The sequence below is a fragment of the Brevibacillus daliensis genome (assembly GCF_021245735.1).
Classification (GTDB): Bacteria; Bacillota; Bacilli; order Brevibacillales; family Brevibacillaceae; genus Brevibacillus_B; species Brevibacillus_B daliensis.
This window is the reverse complement of sequence record NZ_JAJISB010000026.1, coordinates 25,584-32,519: the sequence shown is the minus strand read 5'-3', so window position 1 is coordinate 32,519 and position 6,936 is coordinate 25,584. Positions and strand designations below refer to the sequence as shown.

The following is a 6,936-nucleotide window of genomic DNA, read 5'->3' as shown; positions in this document are numbered from 1 at the left end:
GGGTCACTTTTTTAAGTGTCCATCTTACGGGTCACAGTTCATAATGAGAGAAGGGCATTTTTCTATAATAATTGCTTTATTGTAGGCTCTATAACACATTAATCACGAATAACCCAATCCAAGTTTAAATTTTCAATCATTTCTATTGGATCAATGTTATTAATGATCTTATAGAATTCACTTTTTTTATGATTATGTATCCATACATTGTCTCGATCAAGTAACATACTAAGGGTACTCGTATTACTATATATATTTATTCTATAATCCATACTAGGCAAAGAATCATTATCTTCTTTTAATTCTATCTTTGACAAATCATTCAATATTTTTTCTATAATAACCGTATCCCTTGTGGAGATTCTTGCATCGTCGGCGTATCTTTTGATAACAATTTTAATAACAGCATCTTCAGTAAACTGATCTACTACAAATTCTTCTACCGACGTATATTTCACCCTATCCGATATATAAAAAATACCAACAATAGCTATAAATAAGAATAAAAATATTCTTTCTTTTCAAAACTATACACCCCCTCCCTAACTAATATCTGAAATACTAACTACAATAAGAACCATAGCGAGTCCTAAAAAGAAAGCTTCTTTTTCTCGTAAAACTAATACATCTAGGTCCATTTGCATGCCAAGCAAGTTAAAAAAACAATATAGAAAGAGAACCTTTACCATTGGTAGGTTCACTCGAAGTTTTCCCCTTCCAAAAACAAGATTGCTAGATGTATTCCCGCAGCAAAATAGGCAAGTCTTGCTTTCAAATGTAACATCAGAAAAGTATAAGGATCGGTATGACCATCTATAAAGATCATGTTGGCCTCATAAAGAAAATACCAGCACATAAAAAAGCCGATCAGCCACAGGATAACAGTAGAACGTTCGATTATCATTACCTCACCCCATTACACAGTACTAATATCGGATATCTACTAGATTTTCTCACCTGTTGATTCTGTTGCTGCTACATAAATTTTGTTGTATCGTAACAGAAAAAAACAACAATTGTCAATTTATTCTATTTTTCATTCATGTAACATTACTCGTAATCACAACAAAAGGTGCCCCAAGAGTAATAACCGTTTCTTACTCTTGGGACACCTCTATTATGTTTATCAATAATTAATTTCCACTTAACGCATGCAACTTCTCATTCAGCTTAACTAGCATATCCTCTGTCATTTTTGCTACATCATACTCCGCCTTAAAGCCCCATTCTTGCTGTGCTGCTGTAGCATCAATGGAATTCGGCCAGCTGTCAGCAATCGCCTGACGAATCGGATCAACGTTGTAGCTCATTTCAAAATCAGGAATATGCTTCTTAATCTCAGCAGCAATCTCTTCAGGAGCAAAGCTCATGGCAGTTACGTTAAACGCATTGCGATGAACTAATTTGGATGCGTCCGCTTCCATCAAATGAATGATAGCATTCAGCGCATCTGGCATATACATCATATCCATGTATGTGCCTTTCTCGATGTAAGATGTGTATCGCTTGTTTTTGATCGCTTCATAATAGATCTCGACCGCATAATCTGTTGTTCCCCCACCTGGAGGAGTTACGTAAGAGATGAGTCCAGGAAAACGTACGCCACGCGTATCTACTCCGAACTTTTGGGAGTAGTAATCACATAGTAATTCACCAGCTACCTTGTTTACACCATACATCGTAACTGGGCGTTGAATGGTTTCTTGAGGTGTATTATCTTTTGGAGTTGTTGGTCCAAAAGCACCGATGGAGCTAGGCGTAAAAAACTGACATTTCAACTCACGAGCTACTTCCAGCGCATTCACGAGACCACCCATGTTTAGATTCCATGCTAACAGCGGTTTTGCTTCAGCAGTTGCTGAAAGAAGCGCTGCCAAATGCATGATGGTATCCACTTGATATTTTTTTGCAATCTCGTGCATCGCTTTTGCATCTGTTACATCAAGAATCTCAAACGGTCCATCCTGATGATTTTCTCCTTGACGGATATCCGTTGCCACAACAGAATCAGCACCGTATTTATGTCGTAACTGGGTGGTCAGCTCAGAACCAATTTGTCCAAGAGCACCTGTAACCAGAATTTTTTTCATGTGGGTAAACCCCTTTCTTAAACTGTATCAGAAGGTATAGATATCCAGACATCACATCCTGATACGCATGAAAAACTCCCTCTAATGAAGAACCTGCTTCTTCGAAAGACTTCTATAGGAGTTTTTCTTTCCGATCATTCTTATTCGGCTTACATCATATGTTTCAAGGGGTTTTGTTCTAAATGATGCCCATTTCTTTTCCTACTTTTTCATATATAGCAAGCGCCTGATCTAACATTTCTTTTGTATGCGCTGCTGTTGGCATGTTACGAACACGTCCGGTTCCTTTTGCAACGGTTGGGAATACGATCGACTTGGCATAGACACCCTCTTCATAAAGTCGTTTGCTGAATTCCTGTGTCTTCACTTCATCGCCAATGATACAAGGCGTAATTGGCGTTTCGCTGTTACCAATGTTGAAGCCTAGCTCTTTTAAGCCTTTTTTCAGGTAGTTACCGTTATCCCATAGCTTGTCGTGAAGTTCTGTACTTGTCATGATAATATCCAATGCTTCCGTAATCGCCACGACATCACCTGGTGTTAGCGATGTAGAGAACAGGAATGGTCTGCTGCGAACTTTAAGCCAATCAATCAGCTCTTGTTTACCAGCTACATATCCACCTACTACCCCAATTGCTTTGGAAAGTGTTCCGATCTGGAAATCCACCTTATCTGATAGTCCAAAGTGCTTCACTGTTCCAGCACCATTGCCAAGAACTCCGGAACCGTGTGCATCATCTACGTAAATGATCAGATCAAATTCTTCGGCAATCTCTACAATTTCAGGGAGCTTCGCAATATCGCCATCCATGGAGAATACTCCATCCGTGATTACCATGATTTTGTTATACTGACCAGATTCTTTGGCTTCTTTTGCTTTTTGACGCAAATCATCCATATCTGAGTGGTTGTAACGAATGGTTTTTGCCTTGGAAAGACGGCAACCGTCAATAATTGATGCATGATTTAACTCGTCGGAGAGAATCGCATCGTTTTTATCCATAACTGCTGATATGGCAGCCATATTACAATTAAATCCTGACTGGTACGCAATCGCTGCTTCTGTGTGCTTGAATTGAGCGAGTTTCTCTTCCAATTTCAAGTGAACATCTAACGTTCCATTGATGGTACGCACTGCTCCTGCCCCAACGCCATACTTGTCGATGGCACGTTTGGCAGCTTCTTTAAGACGTTCATTTGTAGCCAGGCCCAGATAGTTATTGGAAGACAAGTTGATCAAGTCCTTACCCTTGATTTTGATCACTGGTCCGTTCGCACTTTCCAAAGGATCAATGACGTTGTATAGTCCCTTGTCTTTTAGCTCCGATAGATTTTCTTGTAAAAACTGGTGCAATACCTTGCTTGACATTCCGATCCCTCCAAAAATTATCTAACATTATTTGGTATAAAATTGTTCAATATAGACAGTATGGTCATCTTGCCCCAATAAACAAATGTCCGCATGATAAAGACATTTATACAGATTTGAAGCCGTTCAACGATCTTCCATTTCTTGTTTTTACGTTATCATATGAGAGGATTTATGTCCACATGAAAAATACATAAATATTCCATATAAATAGATAATTCAGATTTGAAAAATATAAAAACCCACTAATACAAAGACTTTATGACTAACAACTACCTGCTTGTGCCTATTTTTCCAGAAGAGAAATTGTGCACACGGAAAGTACATTTGTATTTTTTTGTCACCTTTTTCACTTTGTCCTCCTACGGTTGCATTGTCTACACAGCAAGGACTTTTCTCTCATCAAAAGCGAACCCTTATCAAAAACCCTACACATCCGTATGATCCCTCATTTGTTGGTAAACCTATTTACGTATAATCGGAAGAATTGGAGGTTCCAATATGTCAAACGAACAGGCTCCCCACGTAATCGCGGTACGTAAAAATGGTGATGGTGATATCATCAAGTTAAAATTGTCGGATGGCAACGAAGTGGATTATCTTGTCGCCCAACGCCTGGCTTCTGAGGGATTGATTGAGCACGTGCAAGTCTTTACCGGTAAAGACGGTGGCAAACACTTGAGAAGTATTCCAGACGGTGATCCGTCTAATAATCTAGATAATATGCCGCTCTTTTAAAGCAAAGACAAAGGACTTGGCTACTTTACTTTATCGTTGTTCCCCATTTTTTCATGCGATCTTTACGGGTATGAGCAGCAAAACATCGAAAAAAACACGTTAATCAAATTTCAACACAAAAACAGCCGACTTTAGCCACTTTACGGCTAAATCGGCTGTTTTATATTCAAAACGTGCCATTCCTAGGGATGCTCACTGGCAAAACCTTATCGACATGTTCACTTTTTTCGGCGGTTGCTTCCTTCTATTTCATATACCTCTACATAGTGTCTAATTCGCTCCATAATTCGACGGGCCTTGGTTAACTCGATCCGTGAACCGTTGCTGATGGCAAAATGCTCTTCCAGTTCTTCTAGCGCGTAGTTAGACGTATAAAGCGTAGGTAAGTGGTTATTTACGCGGTGATGTAGAATAACACCAATTACTTCATCCCGAATCCAAGGAGTCAGATTTTCTGCACCAATATCGTCCAGGATGAGTACGGGAATATCTTTTAAACGCTCTAGCTTGCTTACATATGACTGATCAGCAAGAGATTCTTTCACTTCTCGAATAAAATCAGGCATGTATACCATCAATGAAGCGATTTTGTTATGTGATAATTCTCGTCCTATTGCACCCATCAAATAACTTTTTCCTACCCCAAAGCCTCCATGAACATATAACCCTTTGCCATCTGGCTTTTCCTTCTCAGCAAACTGTGTGCAAAAATGCATGGCTGCACGAATCGCATCCTTATTTGAACCATCCATGTCCATATGGTTAAAGCTTGCTTTCAAGGTCTCCTCGGAAACATGGTAACTGCGCATTAGTTTACGAGTGCGTTGATCTTCTTCATAGGCTAATTGAATCTGACAAGGAACAAGTCGACTAACAATTTGTCCACTTTGTACTTCCAGTTCATAATAATGCCCCTTCACCAGATTGGGACAGTTATCAAGCCCGGGACATTTGTCACAGTAATAATGCTCCTTCACTGCTTCGTATACAGTGGAAAGCGAACGAAGATAATCATCACGAGTCAAATCGGAATGTTCCTCTGCAAACTTTTGTAAGTAGGAAGAAGAACGGAGCATCTTATCCAATTGCTCTTCTGGTGACAAAATATCTCGAGGACCTTTCTTGGAGAGCTCTTGCATAAACTTACTTACTGATTCCATCTATCGTTCGCCTCCTTTTTTGGGGTTTCGCAGTGATTCGTATAATTCTCTTAATTCAGGATCATCCATAATTGTGCTTCTTTTTTCATTGGAACCAGACGATGTAGCACCAGTCTGTGCCTCTGTTTCTGCTTGTTCACGATCCAGCTGCCGTTGAACAGAAGCAGGTAGTTTATCCTGAAGGATCGCTCTTCCATTTTTACCACGTCGTTGTTGATAGCCTGTGCTATTACTGTTCGTATTCTTCCCGTTAGAAGCAGATGCAGCGGCAGATTTTTCCTGCGCCTGGCTTCTTGCCTCTGCTCGTTCGAGGATTACACGTACTGCTTCATCAACTGTCGAAATACCTTTTGCTTTCCAACTATCCCGAATCGTTTCAATATATGCTTTAGGAAGTTCCATCTTGGTCTCCCTCAGTGCATACATCAACAATGCATTAACCACTTCATATGGCAACTCTTCAGTAAAAACAAGCGTCTCTGCCCGATCCAAATAAGCCCGGGAAATCCGGCCTCCTATCACCATTTCCAGCATGGCAAGCGGCGAACATTGTCGACATACCTGCAAGAAGGAGTGGCTACCAGGAGCAGGAATGTTACCAGGACCACACTCGTCCTTGAACAACTCCTCCATTCTACTAGCGGTGCGAGGCATTTGATTATCCACATATCGTTCTACCAATCGTTTTCGCAATGCATCTTTATTAAGCTTGCCTTTACCATCATAAAGATTCCAATCTCTCAGTTCCCTACTTAATCCGTATCCATCCATCTGATAGAACGTAATTAATTGATAAAAGAACTGAACATATTCTGGGGTCATTATATCTGCTGATTTAATATTACTAGGCAGACTGGTTCTCAGGAATGAAAGATCCAAGATTTGTTCCTTTTCCTGGTCAGAGTCGTCCTTGTACGCGACAGGGGAAACTGGATGTTTCCGCTGCATTTCCGCAAAAAATCGTTCCGTCTCTGAACCGGGACGCAGCTCCACCTCTGAGGCAGACAAGGTATGGAAAACTTCATAAAAGCGCTTGGTTACATTCTCCTCGTAAGGATACTCACTCTCCAAATTCGCCCATAATTGATCACGATACGTTCTTCGAATCTGTTCATACTTTATTTTGCCAACCTGATTATGCAACATGACTGGCCAGATATCCTCCTGGAAAAACTGCGCAGGAGCTAACGGCGGTTTAATTATATACTCATAGAAAAAATCATGATCGCGATTTTCTCGACGTCTCACTTCTAATAAATCCATTGCTTCTAAACGCTCTCTTGCCTCTAGCAATCGATCAAGCGGCAAAGAGGTCATCATCATCAAGCTACGATGTATTCCTTCAGTAACTGCTCCACTTTTTTCATCCACTTCATGCACCAACAACTGGTAGAGAGAGTAAGAAGCAACCCCTATCAAGGGCAAATAAAGATGGGTTACAAACCCCATCTCCATCATACTTAACGGTCGTATTAAGCGAACCAGGTACCGGTCGTTAGGAGCCAGCTCGTTCCACATAAGACGCATCTATACATAACCCTTTCTCCCATTACTTCATTCTCTCATTATATCATGTCCC

The 6,936-nt window shown here is 40.4% G+C and carries 7 protein-coding genes; 1 reads left to right on the top strand and 6 read right to left on the bottom strand.

From position 1 onward, the window contains the following. Window positions 1–542: 542 nt before the first annotated feature. The 4 genes from LM917_RS17520 to LM917_RS17505 all read right to left on the bottom strand — a co-directional run bounded on the left by LM917_RS17520 (window position 543) and on the right by LM917_RS17505 (window position 3,459). Entirely contained in the window at window positions 543–701 is a 159-nt protein-coding gene (locus tag LM917_RS17520; protein WP_232698953.1) for a hypothetical protein, read from the bottom strand. Next, window positions 698–904 (bottom strand): hypothetical protein, encoded by a 207-nt coding sequence (locus LM917_RS17515; protein WP_232698952.1) that lies wholly within the window; start codon window positions 902–904, stop codon window positions 698–700. The genes LM917_RS17520 and LM917_RS17515 overlap by 4 nt, the downstream gene beginning before the upstream one ends. Window positions 905–1,133: 229 nt before the next feature. Beyond that, entirely contained in the window at window positions 1,134–2,090 is a 957-nt protein-coding gene (locus LM917_RS17510; RefSeq protein WP_232698951.1) for an L-threonine 3-dehydrogenase, read from the bottom strand. A 178-nt stretch (window positions 2,091–2,268) separates the two neighbouring features. Next, a complete protein-coding gene (locus LM917_RS17505) occupies window positions 2,269–3,459 on the bottom strand; it encodes a glycine C-acetyltransferase (RefSeq protein WP_232698950.1) in 1,191 nt (396 codons plus the stop codon). A 501-nt stretch (window positions 3,460–3,960) separates the two neighbouring features. On the opposite strand from LM917_RS17505, the gene LM917_RS17500 reads away from it, so the two are divergent. Continuing rightward, window positions 3,961–4,197, top strand: coding sequence for a DUF3892 domain-containing protein (locus tag LM917_RS17500; protein WP_232698948.1), 237 nt, complete (start codon window positions 3,961–3,963; stop codon window positions 4,195–4,197). Window positions 4,198–4,415: 218 nt separating this feature from the next. Here the strand turns inward: LM917_RS17500 and dnaI are convergent, their stop codons facing one another. Continuing rightward, on the bottom strand, window positions 4,416–5,357 hold the full coding sequence (gene dnaI, locus LM917_RS17495; RefSeq protein WP_232698947.1) for a primosomal protein DnaI: 942 nt from the start codon (window positions 5,355–5,357) through the stop codon (window positions 4,416–4,418). Next, complete coding sequence (locus LM917_RS17490; RefSeq protein ID WP_232698946.1) at window positions 5,358–6,884, bottom strand: DnaD domain protein; 1,527 nt, start codon at window positions 6,882–6,884, stop codon at window positions 5,358–5,360. It lies immediately after the preceding gene. Window positions 6,885–6,936 lie beyond the last annotated feature (52 nt).